The 16,959-nt window shown below is 53.5% G+C and carries 13 protein-coding genes; 3 read left to right on the plus strand and 10 right to left on the minus strand.

Features of this window, described 5'->3' with window-relative positions; translation table 11 throughout:
* Positions 1–32: 32 nt before the first annotated feature.
* Positions 33–278 carry a YgaP family membrane protein gene (locus H8730_RS05875; protein ID WP_177716492.1) on the minus strand — a complete coding sequence of 82 codons (246 nt, stop codon included), beginning with the start codon at positions 276–278 and terminating at the stop codon, positions 33–35.
* Between the two features lie 167 nt (positions 279–445).
* On the opposite strand from H8730_RS05875, the gene H8730_RS05880 reads away from it, so the two are divergent.
* The 3 genes from H8730_RS05880 to H8730_RS05890 all read left to right on the plus strand — a co-directional run bounded on the left by H8730_RS05880 (position 446) and on the right by H8730_RS05890 (position 2,789).
* The gene (locus H8730_RS05880) at positions 446–1,234 is read left to right on the plus strand and encodes an amino acid ABC transporter substrate-binding protein (protein ID WP_177716494.1); all 789 of its coding nucleotides are present in this window, start codon (positions 446–448) and stop codon (positions 1,232–1,234) included.
* 73 nt (positions 1,235–1,307) lie between these two features.
* Positions 1,308–1,982, plus strand: a complete 675-nt coding sequence (locus tag H8730_RS05885) for an amino acid ABC transporter permease (RefSeq protein WP_177716496.1) — start codon at positions 1,308–1,310, stop codon at positions 1,980–1,982.
* Positions 1,983–1,997: 15 nt separating this feature from the next.
* Positions 1,998–2,789 carry an amino acid ABC transporter ATP-binding protein gene (locus H8730_RS05890; protein WP_177716498.1) on the plus strand — a complete coding sequence of 264 codons (792 nt, stop codon included), beginning with the start codon at positions 1,998–2,000 and terminating at the stop codon, positions 2,787–2,789.
* A 1-nt stretch (position 2,790) separates the two neighbouring features.
* Here H8730_RS05890 and H8730_RS05895 read toward each other — a convergent pair whose 3' ends face one another.
* The 9 genes from H8730_RS05895 to rnc form a co-directional block, all read right to left on the minus strand.
* Positions 2,791–3,555 carry a transposase gene (locus H8730_RS05895; RefSeq protein ID WP_177716500.1) on the minus strand — a complete coding sequence of 255 codons (765 nt, stop codon included), beginning with the start codon at positions 3,553–3,555 and terminating at the stop codon, positions 2,791–2,793.
* Positions 3,556–3,828: 273 nt separating this feature from the next.
* Positions 3,829–4,401 carry an L-rhamnose mutarotase gene (locus H8730_RS05900; protein WP_249289561.1) on the minus strand — a complete coding sequence of 191 codons (573 nt, stop codon included), beginning with the start codon at positions 4,399–4,401 and terminating at the stop codon, positions 3,829–3,831.
* Positions 4,402–4,416: 15 nt separating this feature from the next.
* Positions 4,417–8,238, minus strand: coding sequence for a glycoside hydrolase family 2 protein (locus tag H8730_RS05905; RefSeq protein WP_249289562.1), 3,822 nt, complete (start codon positions 8,236–8,238; stop codon positions 4,417–4,419).
* 91 nt (positions 8,239–8,329) lie between these two features.
* Positions 8,330–9,613, minus strand: coding sequence for a glutamate-1-semialdehyde 2,1-aminomutase (gene hemL / locus H8730_RS05910; protein ID WP_177719752.1), 1,284 nt, complete (start codon positions 9,611–9,613; stop codon positions 8,330–8,332).
* On the minus strand, positions 9,613–10,590 hold the full coding sequence (hemB, locus tag H8730_RS05915; RefSeq protein WP_177719751.1) for a porphobilinogen synthase: 978 nt from the start codon (positions 10,588–10,590) through the stop codon (positions 9,613–9,615). Before hemB ends, hemL begins: the two co-directional genes overlap by 1 nt.
* A 25-nt stretch (positions 10,591–10,615) precedes the next feature.
* A complete protein-coding gene (kduI, locus tag H8730_RS05920; RefSeq protein ID WP_177719750.1) occupies positions 10,616–11,446 on the minus strand; it encodes a 5-dehydro-4-deoxy-D-glucuronate isomerase in 831 nt (276 codons plus the stop codon).
* A 30-nt stretch (positions 11,447–11,476) separates the two neighbouring features.
* Complete coding sequence (gene ftsY / locus H8730_RS05925) at positions 11,477–12,385, minus strand: signal recognition particle-docking protein FtsY (protein WP_177719749.1); 909 nt, start codon at positions 12,383–12,385, stop codon at positions 11,477–11,479.
* Between the two features lie 21 nt (positions 12,386–12,406).
* Positions 12,407–15,967 carry a chromosome segregation protein SMC gene (gene smc / locus H8730_RS05930; RefSeq protein ID WP_177719748.1) on the minus strand — a complete coding sequence of 1,187 codons (3,561 nt, stop codon included), beginning with the start codon at positions 15,965–15,967 and terminating at the stop codon, positions 12,407–12,409.
* A gap of 84 nt (positions 15,968–16,051) precedes the next feature.
* Positions 16,052–16,768 (minus strand): ribonuclease III, encoded by a 717-nt coding sequence (gene rnc / locus H8730_RS05935; protein WP_177719747.1) that lies wholly within the window; start codon positions 16,766–16,768, stop codon positions 16,052–16,054.
* Between the last annotated feature and the right edge of the window lie 191 nt (positions 16,769–16,959).

Raw genomic sequence — 16,959 nt, forward strand, 5'->3', positions numbered from 1 at the left:
TCCACGGCAGCGCTGCCGTGGAGATGTCCCTTTTAATCTTCCATAACCCTTTCGATATCGTCCATAATATCTTTGCAAAAGGAACCCTTAACCGTGTTTCGGCCCAAGAGATGTAAAACTGGGCAGAACCGTGTGATACCCTCTGCGATTTTTAGGCTTCCTAGCACCGTCATCCACCCGGAATCCTTTTTCTGCCCCATGGACAGAAGGGTATACCCTAGCGTTATCCTCATGAACGCGTCGAGGATGCCAACATTTTCCTTCACTTTTTTCTTCATATGCCATTCCCTCATTTCACAACCATTTTCATTCTTGCCTTCGCTCTATAGCCTCCCCTATCGCACCAAAATTATTCACACTCGGCCTTTACTTTATCATACTAATATGGTAGAATAGTTGTGCGATATCGTCATAACGCAATCATTACATATGTGGAGGAGAACTCATGAAGAGGATTAAAAAAGCGATGGCGCTCTGCCTGGCCGTGGGCCTGATTACCGTCTTCGCGCTGACTGGATGTAAGAGCAATTCTGGCGACAAATTGGTTGTAGGACTGGACGACGGATTTCCGCCCATGGGGTATCGGGATGACAACGGCAATCTTGTAGGTTTTGACATCGATCTGGCGAAGGAGGTTGCCAAGCGTCTGAACATGGAAGTTGAATTCAAGCCCATCAACTGGACTACAAACATACAGGAAGTGGACGCGGGAAATGTGGACTGCCTCTGGAACGGCATGACCGTCACCCCTGACCGGGAGGAAGCGCTGCTTCTCAGCTCGCCCTATATGAAGAACAATCAGGTGTTGGTCGTCAAGAGCGATTCTGACTATCAGACCAAAGACGATTTGAATGGCAAGGTCCTGGCTCTTCAAGCTGGTTCCAGCGCCTATGATGCCTTCAACGACGAGGCGAACGCGGATTTCAAAGGGACCATCTCCAAGGTTCTGGAATACGACAACAACGTGAAAGCCCTACAGGATTTGGAAGCTGGCGGCTGCGATGTGGTTCTGGTCGATGAGGTTGTCGCCAACTATTATGTGACGAAATTGGAGGGCCCCTACCGTGTCCTGGATGGATCTCTGGCCGCGGAGGAATACGCCATCGGGTTCAAGAAAGACAACACGGAATTAAGGGATAAAGTTGAAAAGGCACTGAAAGAAATGGCTGCCGACGGTACTCTGGCGAAAATCTCCAACGAATGGTTCGGCCATGATGTAACCGTAATTCAATAAGCTTGTGAAGGGCGCTGTCTGTTGTTTTTTCAGACTCGCCCTTTTTTCTACTGACTCGGGAGGTCGTATCGATATGCTGGATCCTTTGATTCAATTTTTTAAGGGTTTGCCGAGCTTACTCATGCAACTATGGAATGGATATCTCGTCACCCTGTCCATCTTTTTTCTCACATTGCTCTTTTCTCTTCCCCTTGCGCTTCCTGTGGCTTTAGGCCGCATGTCGAAGCATAAATGGGTGCGCAAGCCCGTGGAATGGTTCCTGCTCGTGATTCGTGGCACACCCCTCATGCTACAGCTCATTTTCGTGTATTTCGCCCCCTATTATCTGTTCGGGTTGCCGCTGGCCGGATACCGGTTTCCGGCGACAATCATAGCGTTCACCCTCAATTACGCCGCGTATTTTGCGGAGATCTACCGGGGCGGTCTGGAAAGCATTCCGAAGGGACAACACGAGGCCGCCCATGTCCTCGGCTACAGTAAATCGCAAACCTTTTTCCGCATCATACTCCCCCAGGTATGCAAACGGATTCTTCCGCCCATGTCCAATGAAGTGATCACGCTTATCAAGGATACGGCGCTGGCACAGACCATCGCCGTCTATGAAATGTTTCGAATCGCGGAGACGGCTGTCACAGCCCGCGCTTCCCTGACGCCTATCATCATCGCGGGCATATTCTATCTCATCTCCACCTTTTTTATCACACGTCTTTTCAATCTTGCTGAGCGGAAACTCAGCTATTATCAGTAAGGAGGTCCTTGTCCCATGCCGGTATTAGACGTACAAAATGCCAAAAAGGCCTTTGGCGACAATGAGGTCCTGCACGACATTTCCTTTCATGTGGACCAGGGGGAGGTTGTGGCGATCATCGGCCCTTCCGGTTCCGGGAAATCCACACTTCTTCGCTGCTGCACCACACTGGAAACGCTGGACGGCGGAAGCATTTACTTTGGGGAGGACGCCCTTGTCCAGGCAACCCCGTCAGGCGGCTGCGCCTACTCCGACAGGGAGACACAGCAGCGAATCCGCCGGCGCTTTGGCCTGGTCTTCCAGAATTTCAATCTCTTTCCCCATTTTTCTGTGATGCAGAATCTGTGCGACGCCCCCATCCACATTGCTGGCATTGGGAGGGAGCAGGCCATGGCCAAAGCAACGGAACTTCTGCAAAAAATGGGACTGGCGGATAAAGCTGACGCGTATCCCTGCCAGCTGTCCGGAGGTCAGCAGCAGCGCGTGGCAATCGCCCGCGCCTTGGCTCTGGACCCGGAAATTCTGTTCTTCGATGAGCCGACCTCTGCCCTTGACCCAGAACTCACCGGTGAGATCTTACAGGTCATGCGTCAGCTGGCCAATGAACATATGACCATGGTGGTTGTCACCCATGAGATGATCTTCGCCCGGGATGTGGCGGACCGGGTCATCTTCATGGACAAGGGCTTCATCGTGGAGGAGGGCGATCCGCGCCAGGTCATCGACCATCCGGTTCAGGATCGGACGAAAGCCTTTTTGAAGCGGACTTTTGGCGCCTCCAAGGGATTGGACCAGGATATGGAATAGCCTACTCGTCCGGCTTCCTCAGCTTTTGGATGATGCTCCGGCCCAGCTGAGTCACTCTGGCCAGCTGTGTGACGGATACCTTGTCGTCAAATCGAAGCTTTGCCAGGATGGCATCCCGCATGTCGGCCGGCATATAGCGCAGCTCTTCTATAGCCTTCCCACCCAGGCGATTCAACAGCAAAGCTCTAACCTCCCGGTCCGTCTTTCCAAATCGCGGCGGCACTTCCTCCAGATACACGGCGGGTTCCGGTACCTTCATATAATTCTCATAGGGACCCCAGTAGTGGAGACGGTCCAGAATGGCTTCCGAGTCGATAAAGCTATTTCGATATAAGTACAGGCGGTAGCTGCTCCACAGGTACTCCTCCATCTCCTTGACCAGCCCCACTTTGACAGGCTCCTGGTGGATATAACGGGCGACCTGGAGAATCTGGCTTTCATCCTGTAGCGGCTCGCTCATGTACCGCCCTCTAAACACAGGGCCTTCCACCGCGTGATTCATCTTGTACCAGTGGACAAAGCTGACTCCCACCCTGCGCATGAAGCTGGAGATGTCGATCTCTCCCTCCTTCAGCAGCAGATGGGCGTGATTGGGCAGTATGCAGTATGCGTATAGCCGCATGTCAAAGCGCTCTTTAAAGCGCAGCACGATATCGAGATACAGATCTTTGTCCTCATTCTCCTCAAAGATTTTCTGGTGATCGAGCCCTTGCACTACCACATGGTGAATTCCGCTCTCTTCTCTCGCCCTCGGCGTCCTAGGCATTGTTACAGTGCTCCTTTCTACTCCTTGATTCCTGACGGGATGGTTTTATTGTAGCGGATTTGCCGTTGGCTGACCAGAACATAACATGTCAAAAAACGGGTAAAATTTGACATAGTATGTCAAATTTCGTCTTGACAATAAGAACAAATTTGCCGTCAATTTGTACTCTTTCCTCCTCCACCCCTCTCTCCAAATCAGAGAAGAGCCGCTGCTCCGCAGACTGAACATCTACGTTGCAACGGCTCCTCTGGTATTTTCCGTTCGATACCACTCCTACTGCACCAACTCCATGGATCGCCATTCCTTTTTCCCATTTTCCCACGGCTGGAAATGTGGGTCCATGACCTTCCCCCATTGATCATGGGGCGTGATGTGGGTGGTTAGACTCCCCGAGTATTTTTCTGTCTCCGGCTCGGTTGGGGTCTCCAGATACATCACCAGCCGATTGCCGCTGATAAAAATAATCCCGTATTTATCCCCGTCGCCAGGCATTTCCTCCTGGTACTGGTAGTGATAGTAGATGTAGCTTGCCACCATTTCCGGCCGAACATAGTTTATCCGGAATTCCGGCGTCTTGCCCTGGATTTTTCGCTGCCAATGCTCTCGGGAAAGGGGCCTGGAATAGTGGAATATTTCCATCATTCTCTGCCAGCAACGGCCGTCGGGATAAGGCGTCATCGCCCCCTCCACCACCGCCTCCGGCGGCAAGTCCTCCATCTGGGATTCATAATATAAAAATACAAGCCCATTCTTCTCTGCCATAGAGGCGTGTTCTGCGCCGCTATTCTCTTTGAGTGCCATCGGGCCATCCGAATAGCCCTGATACATAAAGCGATACACCATCATCCCATCCTCCTTTTCTTATTTTGGGTCTACCTCATCCACTGTTGTCCGATACAGCAGGTCGGTGGCGAAACTACCGTCTGGGTTTTTGAATACCAGACGCAGCCGCACATCGTCTTTACCCGCGCGGACAAGCAGGAACACCCGATTGATCCCATTTCTCAAAATCACTCGGCTATCGTTGACACTCTCGCCGTTGAGATAGAAAGTACAGTCCGAATTGGACTCAAGATCGGCGCGATACTCCTTATCCGCTCCTGAAAGCCCGTGGACAAAGCAGGTCACAAACATAATCCTGCCGGCACTTCCCGTCAGCGTTAGAAATCCGTCCTTTTGATCCCGTTCAAACTTCTTCATCCAGCCATAGAGGCCTTCCCCCAGATTGTTCAGGCTGAATTCCGGATCCGAATAGTACTGAAATGCCCTGTCATAGTTCTCATAAGACTCATAGGGCAAGGCGAGCATACTCTCCACCGCATATCGCCCGGCGTCCTTGATGGTCTCCATCTCCCCGTCATCAAACTGCGCCCCCAGATTCGCCAAAAGCCGCGTATAAACCCGGACGGATTTCTCATCCTCCGCGCTCACAATAAATTGAGACATGACAATGGTATCCACCTTGGCCATATAACACCGGGGTTGCTCCGCCTGCTCCTTTTTATAGGCTACCAGGGCACGCTTACAGTATTCTGCTGTATTGCCGTCGATAAACAGGTCCTCCCAGATTGTGTCCTCCACACTCTCGGCGAGCTTCACCGCTCCGGGAATGGAGATTGCCGATTCGGCCACAAAGCGGTTTGTCACCTCCCGTGGCGACATTCCGACCTTATCCATGCCGAACAAATCCACCACCGAGATCCCACATAGCTCCGCCGCCCCATGGGCCGGCCAAATCTGATAGGTTGGGCGGTTTTCCGTGATCACGGGCCGCCCTGTCACCGCGGACAAGAAACTGCCGTCGCTGACAGGAAGACAGAGAAGCTTCCCGCCACGCCCGACAAATTCACGGATCTCCCTTTCCCGACCGACAGCAGCCGAAGGCGATACAATCAGGAGCTTGACGGTCTCCCAGTCAAATTCATCCCGATAGACCAGACCTAAAGCATCAAAGAATTGTTTTTCTGCCGCCCCGGCAATCACACCGGTCTCCGCGTACACATATGTTGTCTCCTCCAGATAGGACAGCATATTCCGAACCAGTATGCACGCCTGGGGCACCTCTGCAAAATGCTTCATCACTTCAAGCTGACAGGCAAGAACCGCCCCCTGCCCCTTCCTGTATTCCAACAGCGGCGTCCACAGATCACCGCCGTCGTTGAAATCGCCAAAACTGCACTCCAGAAGGATCTGAAAGTCGCCGCGCTGCGGTTTCTCAAAAGCGCTGTGAATGAAAGAGTCTGGACCGTATTCGCCCGCGTGAGGGAGCCAGCAACTAAAATCATCATTTTGCAGCCCCTTCAGCACCGGGTGGGAATATTCGCTGGCATGGGCGCGCAAAAAGTCCTTTTTATTTATGGTCATACTGCCGAAAGAAAATCCCTTTTGTTCCAGGATCAGGATGCGCCCGCCGCCCGTCATAAAGTCGTACAGCCCACTGTGCAAATCTGCCTCCTGCTCTTCCAGCCCGCTGCCGAGAACAAGAATTTTTTCCGGGCCCGCCTCCTGAATTGACCCTATCCGGCGACAGTTGGGCGCCAGCCTGCGGATCGTTTCATAATCCGCCTCATTGCCAAAATAGCATATCGGGGCATGAATCGCTTTTTCTGTTTTCAGCTCTGCCGGATAGACTGAATACTCTCGGTGGAGCGTGAACATAAGCTTTTCCCCGTGATATAGCTCTGCCGACAGAGAAAGCGCAGTCCGCTCCGTGCATTTTGCAGGCTGAATGCTGATTCCAACGGATATATACTCGCCTGGCTCCTGGGTAAAGCTTTTGCTCTCCTCATAGACCATATCGGAACCCTGTACGGCCCGCATCCTCAGTGTTACTAGCTGACGGTGCAGCGTATCGTTGTAAACATCCAGCGTTCGATGAATGGGGGTGTCGTCATAAAAGGAATGATCGTATTCCCGTGGGATGATTGTCACGGGCCGCATTCCCTCGACCGCGTACTGGCAGGTCACATTGGGGCGATAGCGGGGATATTCCGGCGGTAGGAGGCCGTTGTTTATGGTCAATGAATTTTTTCTGATTGTCCTGGGCGGATTCTCAATGGGGATATCCTCGCCCGGCATACTGGTGGCAAAATAGTGGGCAAAATTAAAGCTGGATATCCCTGAAACCTCTTTGCGCCGCGCATACTCCATGAACAGCTGCTCTTTGATGGAAATCCCTTCCGCGCAAGTTTCGTGGTCATGATAGGCTTGAAGCCCCATATACATACTACTATTTTGAGGGCAGACATACCACAGCCCGCCGTGCTCTCCGATGGTCAGCGGCGTTTTTCGATCCCACTGATTGATCATGCCGTCAATATTATAATGCAAGCTGGCGATCTCCGTGTGCTCCTTGTCAATGAGGCGGTTATCACCGTCTAAGGAAATCAGACGCCCGGAATGGTCGGCTTGATGAAAGATATCCATCAAAGCCGGCACATGTTTTTTATATTCATCTCGTCCATCCACCCAGCGCATTTCGTTCTGCAGACTCCAGATCACCACAGACGGATGATTTTTATCGCGCTGCACAAAATTTCGGATATGCCGGCGGCAGTTGTCCAAAAATTCTGGATTCGCCGCATCCATGGACTTGCCAGAACCATAGATTGCCGTCTCATCGACTATCAGAATTCCCATCTCATCTGCCGCATCCAGATAATACGAAGGATAAGGGTTGGCATGGTATCGAATGCTGTTGACACCGTACTCTTTGCATGTCCTGCACCAGTTCAGGGCATAGTCCTTCGTCTGTTGGACAGCGCCCTGAAAATGCCAGGAGTCGCCGCGCAGATTGATGCGGGTCCCGTTCAGCATGAAATTCTGCCCATCCGCCCAGAATTCCCGGAATCCAAACCGCTGGCGCACACTGTCCAGAACCGCTCCATTTTCCGTCAGATGCACGTCCATATAGTACAGATGGGGATTCTCTATATCCCACAAAATCGGATTCTCCCAGCCTTCCTTCAATTCGACCAGGCTTTTCCCGTTGGCAGCACAGGAGATGTACTTAACCTCATCCTCCCCGTCATATACGGAGACCTCCACTGAGAGCGCCTTCCCCTCTGCACCGCACAGCTCTGTCATAACGCTGAGTGTCCCTTCTCGCACCGATGTGACGATTTCCACATCGGCAATGCAGGTTTTCGGCATGATGAGCAGATTGACATCCTGCCAGATGCCTCGGTATAGCTTGTGGAACCAGGAACCAGCCAAGCCTGTCACCTTCTTCTGGCCGGAGGCGATGAAACAGCTGTTAAAACTGGTACAGACTACGTGTAATTGGTTTTCTCCCTCCCGTCCCTTTCCGGTGATGTCCACATATGTAGGCAGATACGCCTCTTGCGTTTCGGCAAGCATCTCTCCGTTCCAATAGATATAGGCTTTCTGAAAAATGCCGTTAAACTGCAAAACAAGCCTTTGTCCAATCTGGTCTTTCTCCAGAGTGACGACCCTGTGCAGCACTCCGGATTCTGCCTCATCCCATATTGCTGGATACTCAAACATGTGAAACGGGTCAAATCCATATTTTTCGATCCGGAATTCCTGGCTCGACTGCCGCCACGAGGATGGCACCTGTACCGGCTCCGGCGCATAACAGATCTCCTCCGGCAGACCTGAAACATGTTGCTGGTAAAGGGGCATAAAATCCCATGTTCCGTTGAGTGAAATCGTGTCTCGCATATTTAACCTCCTTCTTGTCTTAAAGAACTGGCGGTTTCTCCCGATTCAATACAGCTTTGCATTTTCATAAAAATCTCGGTACGTAATCTCCCTATATCGTTTTCATAACCCCACGCGCGTCCTGAATCGTCCGGTCCAGATCCTCTTTTGTATGGGCATATCCCAAGAAGATGGCTTCAAACTGAGACGGAGCAAAATAGTGACCTCTCGTTAGCATGGCGTTAAAATACCGAGCGAATCTCTTCGTGTCGCTGGACTTTGCGCTGCCATAGTCATCCACCGGGGAGCCGGTGAAAAAGAGACAGGCCAGGGAACCGATCTGGTGGACCGTCAAGGGCACCTCTGCCTCTGCGGCTGCCTTTTGAAGCCCCTCCACAAGATAGGCACAGGATTGTTCAATCTGCCCGTAAACCTGTGGATTGTCCAGCAAAAATCTCAGCTGGGCCAGTCCAGCCGCCATGGCGACGGGATTCCCCGAGAGGGTTCCTGCCTGATACACGCCTCCCAACGGAGCCACCGTCTCCATGATTTCTCTCCGCCCCCCGTAGGCGCCCACTGGCATACCGCCGCCTATGATCTTCCCGTACGTCACCAAGTCCGCCTGAACCCCGAAATACTCCTGCGCACCCCCGAAGGCCAAACGGAACCCTGTAATGACCTCATCGAAGATCAAGAGCGCTCCATTGGTATCGCACATGTTCCGCAGTTTTTGCAAAAATCCTTCTTTTGGCAGCACGACCCCCATATTGGCCGCCACCGGCTCCAAAATGACGGCGGCAACATCCCCTCTGTGTTGCTGGAAGAGCTGCTCCACGCTGTCAAGATCATTGTACACTGCCGTCAGTGTGTCTGCGGCACATCCCCCCGGGACTCCCAGACTATCGGGAATCCCCGCGGTCATGACGCCGGAACCCGCCTTGACCAACATTCCATCACTGTGCCCATGATAGCAGCCTTCAAACTTGATGATCTTCGAACGCCCCGTAAACCCTCGAGCGGCCCGAACGGCACTCATGACCGCCTCCGTCCCACTATTGACCATTCGAATCATCTCCACGCCAGGCACATGCTGGGTGATCAGCTCTGCAATCAGTACCTCCCTCTCTGTGGGCGCACCGAAGCTCAAGCCCCCCTCCAGCGCTTTCAATACCGCTTCCTGTACAACGGGCGCTTTATGTCCCAAAATCATCGGTCCCCAGGAGCCTACATAGTCCGTATAGCGGTTTCCATCTGCGTCATAGATATACTGACCCTCTGCCCGCTCAATGAACAGAGGATGCCGGCCAACGGAGCGAAATGCCCGCACTGGGCTGTTGACACCGCCAGGGATCACCTTTTGCGCACGCTCAAATAAAGCCTCACTCTTTGTCTCCATTATCCGATATCTCCTTTTCCCATGGCATCTGCAATCTCCTTCGCATAATACGAGATGAGAATATCCGCTCCCGCGCGGTAGATCCCAATGGCACTCTCACACATGACGCCATATTCATCGATCAGGCCCTGGGCCGCCGCCGCCTTGATCATGGCGTATTCACCGCTGACGCTGTAAGCGGCCAGGGGCAGCAGCGTCTCCTGCTTAACTTGATACATGACATCGAGATAGGACATGGCCGGTTTCACCATCAAAATGTCAGCGCCCTCCTCCACGTCCAGCTGCGCTTCCTTCCGCGCTTCCCGAACATTGTGGTAATCCATCTGATACCCCTTTCGATTGCCAAAGGAGGGGGCGGAACCCGCCGCCTCCCGAAAGGGGCCGTAGAAGGAGGAGGCGTATTTCACCGCGTAGGACATGATGGGCGTACCATAAAATCCTGCTTCATCCAATCCCTGCCGGATGGCGAGAACCCTTCCATCCATCATATCCGACGGCGCCACCATATCGGCACCAGCCCGAACATGGGATACTGCAATGGCGGCGAGGTATGGCAGCGTCGCATCGTTATCCACCTCCGTCTCACAGAGAATTCCGCAGTGCCCGTGGGACGTATATTCACACATGCAGACGTCGGTGATGAGGTAGAGCTGCGGGTACCGCTCCTTCAGCCTGCGGATTCCCTGCTGCACAACGCCGTCATCCGCATAGGCGGCGGACCCAAGAGGATCCTTTTTTTCAGGAAGACCAAAGAGCAGCAAGGCTCCGACACCGTGAGCCAACGCCTCCTCCGCTGCTTGATCCACTCGATCTGGGCTATATCGGAATTGCCCGGCAAGGGAGGGAATCTCCTCTCGAATATTAGACCCCTCTTTGATAAAAAGAGGATAGATCAAGGAAGAGGGCGAGACTCGCGTCTCCCGCACCATCTTCCGCAAAGAATCTCCTCCCCGAAGTCTCCTAGGACGTATCTCCATCAAATCAACACCCCTCTCTCAAAACCTACTGGATATCTGCCAGGGACACGGCATCCATATCGCCGAAGGCTTGATTTTCTCCCGCCATAGCCCATGCTAGAGAATATCGCCCTGTCCCGCAACCGCCATGCATAGACCAGCTGGGAGAGAGAACCGCTTCCCGCGGACGCACGACAAGATGCCGCGTCTGTGTGGGATGGCCCATGAGATAGAAGACCACATCCTCCTCCTGCATATCAAAATAGAGAAACGCTTCTGCCCGGCGCTCATGGGTGTGAAATGGCGGCGCATTCCACACACTGCCGCTGTCCAGAGTGGTGACGCCCATCAAAAGCTGACAGCTTTTGCAGACGGAGGGGTGAATATACTGAAAGATCGTCCGCGTATTACATTGAGCCTCGCTCCCCGCCCGCTGTACAATGGCTTCGGCCTTTGAAATCTTAACGCATTCATAGGACTTGTGCGCTGGAACCGAGACAAAATAGAATTTTGCCGGGTCGGCCGGATTCGCGCTGGAAAAAGAGAGCTCCTTTGTCCCCATACCGACGTAGAGCGCATCGCTGTACTGTAGGCTATACTCGGCGCCGTCTGCCTTAACAATCCCTTCGCCGCCGATATTGAGAATTCCCATCTCCCGCCTTTCCATAAAATACGCGCATCCAAGCTGACGTCCATCCTCCGGCACCAGCGCCGCCGTGGTGGGCATTGCAGAGCCTACGATCATGCGGTCCTCATGGTAATATACACTCTTGATCTCCCCATATTGGAAGAGATCCGTAATCAGAAAATGATCTCGCAGCTCCTCTGTGGTGTAATATTTCACATCCTCTGGGTGACTGGAATAACGTATCTCCATTGATATTCCTCCTGTATGTCTCGATTTATCTTACTCAAACAGCGCCGCCGCAAATTCTTCTGCGCGAAAGGGCTGCAAGTCTTCGATGCCCTCCCCCACTCCGATATACTTCACCGGGATTTTCAGTTCACCGGCGATGCCAATGACGACGCCGCCCTTAGCCGTCCCGTCCAATTTGGTCAACACGATTCCGGTAATCGGCGCTGCCTCGGCAAATAACTTCGCCTGCTGCAAAGCATTCTGCCCCGTCGTTGCATCTAACACCAACAAAACCTCTCTGTGGGCGTCCGGAAATTCCCGGTCGAGGATGCGGTTCATCTTCTTTAGCTCCTCCATCAGGTTCTTCTTATTGTGAAGCCGCCCTGCTGTATCGCAGATGAGCACATCCGCCTTCCTGGACCGGGCCGCCGCCGCCGCGTCAAAGACTACAGCGCCTGGGTCCGCGCCCTCCTGATGATAGATGATATCCACATCCGCCCTCTGGGCCCACACTTTCAGCTGGTCGATGGCGGCGGCCCGGAAGGTGTCCGCGGCCGCCAACAGGACTTTGTTGCCCTCACTCTTGAGCTGGGCGGCGATCTTGCCGATGCTGGTGGTCTTGCCGACTCCATTGACACCGATGACCAAAATGACGTTCATTTTTCCCGCCTCTATAATCCCGGGTTCTGAGGTCTTCAAGATCCCGGCAATCTCTTCCACCAGCAGTTCACGGACTTCCTCGGGTTTCTTTAAGCGCTGTTCCCTTGCCTTTTTTCGAAGAGACTCCACGATCCGCACTGTCGTTTCCATTCCCAGATCGCTTAAAATCAGCGCTTCTTCCAGCTCCTCATAAAAATCGTCATCCACTTCGTCGTAGGCTCCAAACAGCGATTCAATATTGCCGACGATGCTGTTGCGGGTTTTTTCCAACCCTTTCTTTAGCGTATCAAAAAATCCCATTTTTATCCCTGCTCCTGCTCCTTATTCAAACTTAACAGAAATACACTTGGAAACGCCCTTTTCCTCCATGGTGATTCCATACATGGTGTGGGCGGCCTCCATGGTTCCCTTTCGGTGTGTGATGACAATGAATTGCGTGCGGTCGCAAAGTTCCTTCAGATAGCTCGCAAACCGGACGACGTTGGCGTCGTCCAGCGCTGCTTCAATCTCGTCCAATATACAGAATGGCGCGGGGTTAAGCTGCTGGATGGCAAAGAGAAGCGCGATAGCCGTCAATGCCTTTTCTCCGCCGGACAGCAGCATCATACTCTGTAGCTTCTTTCCCGGCGGCTGTGCGATGATCTCGATACCCGCCTCCAGGACTCCCTCGCCCTCCGCCAGCCTCAAGAGCCCTCGGCCTCCGCCGAACAGCTTCCGAAAAACTTGGTTAAACAGCTCTGCGATCCGAGTGAAACCTTCAACAAACTGCTCCTCCATCTGTTTCGTCAGCCGCTGGATGATCTCCTGCAAGCTCTGTTCTGCTTTCAAGATATCGTCCCGCTGTGCCGTAAGGAAATCGCAGCGCTCCGTCAGAGCGGCATACTCCGCAATCGCACCCACATGCACATCGCCAAGCGCTTTGATCTGCTCCTTCAACTGTGTAATCCGCCTGGCAATGCTGGCGCTGCTGCCCAGTTCCTCCTGCTCCATGGCAGCGGCGACATTGTAGGTCATCTCATATTCTTCCCAAATTCGGTCCTGAAGATCCGTCAAATCCTTTTTCGCCCGGCTTGCCAGATTCTCCAGGCGAACCTGCTCCTTCTCCAGAGCGCTGAAGTTGCGCAATGTCTCCTCGGCCTCTCGGATTCCCTCATCCCGCTTGCGGTCTCTCTCATCCCGCTCCGCCTCCAGCGACTTGAGGCGCTCGCCTCTCTCCTCAATCTGCTTTGCAAGGTCACACTGTTCCTTCTCCAGGGCAAGGAGCCTTTGTTCCAGCTCTTTTTCCTCTGCCCGGTGCGAGGCCATCTCATCCAGAATGCCCTCCGCGTCCTGGGTTAGATTCTCAATCTCCTGGCGCTCCCATCCCATGGTGCGCTCCAGCGATTGGATCTGCTGGCGCACGCCACTCACATCGATGCGCACCTGCATGAGCTGGGCCTTCAACTCTTCCCTCTCCCGGCTCTTGCCCGCCGCGGCCTCTTGCAGCTGACGGACCTGCTCCAATTCCTCCTTCACCTGTAGCTCCAGGACGGCAATGGCTTCCTGATACTTTGCCATGGATTCCTGGTGCTCCTCAACCTGCACAAGAAGGGAGCGCTTGTCCTCATCAAGCCCACTCTGTTCTTGTCGGATATGTTCCAAAACAAACAGAAGCTGGTCCCGCTGTTTTTGAAGTTCTGAAAGGTTCGCTGTCGCCTCATCGCGCTTTGCTGCCGCCTCGTCCACCGCCTGCGCCTGTCTCTGACGCTCCGCCGATAGAGTGGCAACTTCCTGCTGCATAGCCCTGCCCTTAGCGCGCTTGTCCTCAATGGCATTGGCGAGGTTGTCCAGTTCTCCCTTTCGGCTCAATATATTGCCAGCCCGGTTTCCAGTGCTGCCTCCCGTGATGGAGCCACCAATGTTAAAAATATCGCCTTTCAGCGTGACGACCCGAAGCACATTGCCATACTCCTTAGAAATCGCCGCCGCCGTGTCAAAGTCTTCGGCCACCACCACGTATCCCAGGAGTCTGGACAGGATGGCCCCGTACTGTTCACGGTATTGGATCAGCTCGTTGGCAAAGCCCAGCACCCCCGGCATGGCTTTGACTTTCTGCGCGCCCGCGAAGGGAGCGCGGCCGGTCACAGTGTCAAGAGGCTGAAAGGTTGCCCTTCCACCGTTGCGGGAACGGAGATTTTCAATCAACGCTTTGGCGCATTCCTGATCTTCCGTTATAATATTCTGTATGGCGGGCCCCAGGGCAATCTCCATGGCTACGGCTAAATGAGATGGCACGGACACGACATCCGCCAGCGTTCCATGGATCTTCTGCCAGCGCTGTGGTTCCTTCTGTTTCAGCGACATAATACTCTTGACGCTGTTGCTGAACCCCTCATAATCTCGCTCCAGATCTTGGAGCCATTGAATGCGCGATTGATCGGCCCGGATCGCCGCTACGATTTCCTCCTCTTCCTTCTGCTTGTCGCGGATCGTCTGCCGCAGCTGGCCCACCTGCTCCATGAGAGCGGCCAGCTCCTTTTCCGCCTGCTCATGCGTCTCCTCCTGCGACTTTAGCTTCTGGTCAAGCTCTTGCAGGACAGCTTCTTTCTCCTGCCGCTCCTGGCTCAGCTGCGCACTCCTGGTCTCCAGCGACTCTTGCCTGTTTCGCCCCTGCTCCAACACAATTTCATGGCGCTGCGCCTTATTTTGCTTGTCCGCCAGCGATGTCTTCACAGCGCTCAACGAGGCTGTATGCTTCTCCAGGGAAGTCTCAACCTGCGATGCTTCCTCCGATAGATTTTTCTCCGCTTCACTCAGCAAGGCCATCCGATTTTCTCGGAGATTCAAGTCCTGGGACAGCTGCTCGCGGCGTTCTTCCTCCTTTCGGACAGTGGCCGCGCGGGCACTCAGCTTACTTTTCGTCTCGTCCAGCCGTTTTTGTGCGCCCTCCAATTCCTTACGCAGATACTCCTTCTTCTGTTGGTCAACTCGCCGGTTTCCCTCCGCCGTCTCCTTGCGAACCTTCATCTGCGTCATCTCATCGTACATCTGCGATAGCGTCTGCTGTACTTGCTGCGCCGCAGCCGCATACTGCGCTGAACGCGCCTTAGCTTCCTCCTGTTCCTGCCGGGAAGCCTCCATCTGACGGCCCAAATCCTCTTGCTGCGACAGTAGCCTCTGATACTGTTCCCGATACTGTTTATACTGGCCTAGAAACGCATTGATCTCATAAATCTTGAGTTCATCTTTTAACTTTACATATTTCTGCGCCACCTCCGCCTGCTCTTGCAGGGGACCTAACCGGGAGGCGATCTCTTCTAAAATGTCTTGGACACGGTTGAGATTGGCTCGCTCTTCCTCCAATTCTTTGATCGCGGTTTCTTTCCTAGTCTTGTACTTCACAATGCCGGCGGCCTCTTCAAATATCAATCTGCGTTCCTGTGGCTTCGTACTCAAAAGCTGATCGATCTGCCCCTGTCCGATAACCGAATATCCGTCTTTTCCGATTCCGGTGTCCATCAACAGTTCCTGTACATCCTTAAGCCGGCATCGGTTCTGATTCACCGTGTATTCGCTCTCCCCGGACCGGTATACCCGCCTGCTGATGGATACCTCATCGTACTCGATGGGTATCTTTTTATCGGAATTGTCTAAAACCAATGTCACCTGCGCATAATTGACCGGGCGGCGTCTTTGCGTCCCCGCAAAGATCACATCCTCCATCTTCGCCCCTCGAAGCGTCCTGGCGCTTTGTTCACCCAGCACCCACCGAACTGCGTCGGATATGTTGCTCTTTCCACTTCCATTGGGTCCAACGATCGCGGTGATTCCGCGGTCGAATTCTACGCTGATTTTCTCAGGAAACGATTTGAAGCCCAGCATTTCCACTCGCTTTAACTCCATCGTCCGTTCACCTTTCTACTTCTTAAAAGCCCGCCTGTTGGCGAAATGCCGAGACGGCAAAAAGCCCGCCATGCAGCAGGCGCGCTATTCCTTTTCTCTGAGCAGAGCCAGCGCTTTTTGCGCCGCTTTTTGTTCCGCTTCTTTTTTAGTCTTGCCGGTCCCCTGCCCCACAACATCGCCCATGTAGCGCAGCGATATGGAAAACGTCTTGTCGTGGTCCGGACCCGATTCCTGGACAAGCTCATACTCTAGCTTCCCGTTCTCCCTTGCCTGTACCAATTCCTGCAATTCCGTCTTATAATCCTCGCCCGTATGGGACTCAATCTCCCGCAAGCGCGAAAATAACATCGCTTCAATCAGGCGCCTCGCCTCCTCCAGCCCAGCCTCGAGATACACTGCGCCGATGACCGCCTCCACCATATCCGCCAGCAGAGAATTGCGCTCCCGCCCTCCATTTTGCTCTTCCCCATTGCTTAAATACAGGAACTGGCCAAACTCCATCTCTTTTGCCGCGTAAGATAGCGATGCCTCGCATACGATGCTGGCTCTGCGCTTGGATAGTTCTCCCTCCGGCAGGTCATAGGTCGCGTACAGCATCTGAGATGTGACAAGCTCCAGCACGGCATCCCCCAGAAACTCCAGGCGCTCGTTGTTAAATGCCTTGTCCTCCAACTTCTCATTGGCATAGGACGTATGTGTCAACGCTTTCTGCGCCAACTTGCGGTCTGTGAAATGATATCCGATGAGCCTCTCGAATTCCTCAATCCTATCGGCCGGCTTCGGTGTAGTCTCTCTACCCATTATCTGGTAACCTCCATTCTGGAGCGCTTTCGCGCGGAGGAAACTCGGCTATCGGTGACGCTCCTACACAGATAGCATAAGCGAACTAAAGGATGATGTGTCCTCCTGATTCAAACGGGAATCCTCCGATTCGAGATGATACGAAGGATTCCCGCTCCTGAAAGCGCTGTCTTTACAGCACCCAAAGTTTG

The sequence above is a fragment of the Bianquea renquensis genome (genome assembly GCF_014384895.1).
Classification (GTDB): Bacteria; Bacillota; Clostridia; order Lachnospirales; family Bianqueaceae; genus Bianquea; species Bianquea renquensis.

What these genes read in the sequence shown, in the direction of transcription:
- H8730_RS05875 (WP_177716492.1), bottom strand. Translation starts at nt 278, where the DNA reads ATGAAGAAAAAAGTGAAGGAAAATGTTGGCATCCTCGACGCGTTCATG.
- H8730_RS05890 (WP_177716498.1), top strand. Translation starts at nt 1,998, where the DNA reads ATGCCGGTATTAGACGTACAAAATGCCAAAAAGGCCTTTGGCGACAAT.
- kduI (WP_177719750.1), bottom strand. Translation starts at nt 11,446, where the DNA reads ATGGAGATACGTTATTCCAGTCACCCAGAGGATGTGAAATATTACACC.
- rnc (WP_177719747.1), bottom strand. Translation starts at nt 16,768, where the DNA reads ATGGGTAGAGAGACTACACCGAAGCCGGCCGATAGGATTGAGGAATTC.
- H8730_RS05880 (WP_177716494.1), top strand. Translation starts at nt 446, where the DNA reads ATGAAGAGGATTAAAAAAGCGATGGCGCTCTGCCTGGCCGTGGGCCTG.
- H8730_RS05905 (WP_249289562.1), bottom strand. Translation starts at nt 8,238, where the DNA reads ATGCGAGACACGATTTCACTCAACGGAACATGGGATTTTATGCCCCTT.
- H8730_RS05885 (WP_177716496.1), top strand. Translation starts at nt 1,308, where the DNA reads ATGCTGGATCCTTTGATTCAATTTTTTAAGGGTTTGCCGAGCTTACTC.
- smc (WP_177719748.1), bottom strand. Translation starts at nt 15,967, where the DNA reads ATGGAGTTAAAGCGAGTGGAAATGCTGGGCTTCAAATCGTTTCCTGAG.
- ftsY (WP_177719749.1), bottom strand. Translation starts at nt 12,385, where the DNA reads ATGGGATTTTTTGATACGCTAAAGAAAGGGTTGGAAAAAACCCGCAAC.
- H8730_RS05900 (WP_249289561.1), bottom strand. Translation starts at nt 4,401, where the DNA reads ATGATGGTGTATCGCTTTATGTATCAGGGCTATTCGGATGGCCCGATG.
- hemL (WP_177719752.1), bottom strand. Translation starts at nt 9,613, where the DNA reads ATGGAGACAAAGAGTGAGGCTTTATTTGAGCGTGCGCAAAAGGTGATC.
- hemB (WP_177719751.1), bottom strand. Translation starts at nt 10,590, where the DNA reads ATGGAGATACGTCCTAGGAGACTTCGGGGAGGAGATTCTTTGCGGAAG.
- H8730_RS05895 (WP_177716500.1), bottom strand. Translation starts at nt 3,555, where the DNA reads ATGCCTAGGACGCCGAGGGCGAGAGAAGAGAGCGGAATTCACCATGTG.